1 protein-coding gene is annotated in these 1,268 nt (G+C 30.6%); it reads right to left on the bottom strand.

From position 1 onward, the window contains the following. Positions 1 to 38 precede the first annotated feature (38 nt). Positions 39 to 1,046 carry an IS110 family transposase gene (locus tag HJ01_RS16915; RefSeq protein ID WP_007139733.1) on the bottom strand — a complete coding sequence of 336 codons (1,008 nt, stop codon included), beginning with the start codon at positions 1,044 to 1,046 and terminating at the stop codon, positions 39 to 41. Between the last annotated feature and the right edge of the window lie 222 nt (positions 1,047 to 1,268).

The following is a 1,268-nucleotide window of genomic DNA, read 5'->3' as shown; positions in this document are numbered from 1 at the left end:
CCGCATTCTATGATAAAAAACAACTAGAAAACGTTAAATTATCCAGCAAATTTATATGTATTAATGTATGGTGTTTGCCTGTTAATTACAGCAAAAACTCTGCTAATAATTTTACATCTTATATTGTTTAGAACAAGCATTCCGTTTTTTCCTTCAGCTTTCTTTTTTGTGTAATACTCTTTTAATTGAGGATCATATTTAATACTTGTCATAGCACACATTTGAAGTAAAGACTTCATCTTTTTGTCCGCAAGATGATTAACTTTCGTTTTCCCCCTTACACTGGTTCCAGAACTGTATTCAAAAGGCGCAACACCAGAATAACAAGCAAATTTACGCCATGTTTTAAAGGCTTTAAACCCTTTTGTTGCAATTATAAAGTAAATAGCAGTCTGTTCTCCAACTCCAGGAATACTTTTAACTAAGTCATATTGTTGTTTCAGTTGTTCAGTATTGATTATTATTGCCTTCATTTTTTTCTCAATACCTTTTAAAGAGTTCTTAAGATTTTGGATGGTCTTGCTGTTTATAAGTGCGATTTCTTTGTATACGTCTTTAGACATAAACCCTCTGTTTTCCTTTGATGATTCAAAGAGTAGGATTGCTTTTACTAGTTTTTCTCTTTCGCTAAAAAGTAATTTTAACTGTTGAATCTCTTTTTCGGGCACTGATGAAAGATTTAGTTTGTCAATATTTCGTAAACTATAATAAGCAATGTCTTTAGCATCTGTTTTATCGTTTTTACCTCTTACTAAACCCTTCGCACGCTTAATCTCTAATGGCGGAACAACCCAATAATCAATCTTTTTTTCAGAAAGAAAAACATTTAAAGGATAATTGTACACTCCCGTACTTTCATAACAAAACAAAGTTGTAATGAGATTAATCTTCTTTTTTTGTAAATAGGTGACAATCGATTTTATTCCTTTTTGATTGTTTTCAACAATAAAATGATCAGTTTGATTAATCGATTTACTATTCAATACAACAACATCCAATTTTAACTTCGAAACATCAATGCCTACATAAAATAAATAATTTTTCATAACTTTGATTTTAAGATAAATAAAAATGTTGAACTTCTTTAGAGCCTTTATTAGACCTTAATGTCTATCATTCTATTTGAAGCAATTCAACGGGATTCAAGGAGAAGACAGAGGACTAATGCGGTAGTTAAGTCATAAGCTTAGCGCGAATCAAAGTTCACCTCTGTTTTTCTTTGAATAAAGTTACTCTTTTTATCAAACACAAAGTAAAGGCACGAATCC

It is taken from the genome of Flavobacterium frigoris PS1 (assembly GCF_000252125.1).
GTDB lineage: Bacteria > Bacteroidota > Bacteroidia > Flavobacteriales > Flavobacteriaceae > Flavobacterium > Flavobacterium frigoris_A.
Note: the sequence above shows the minus strand (reverse complement) of the source record. Positions and strands in the feature narration are given on the sequence as shown.

Excerpts from the sequence above, each read along its gene's own strand:
- HJ01_RS16915 (WP_007139733.1), bottom strand. The coding sequence starts at position 1,046 with ATGAAAAATTATTTATTTTATGTAGGCATTGATGTTTCGAAGTTAAAA.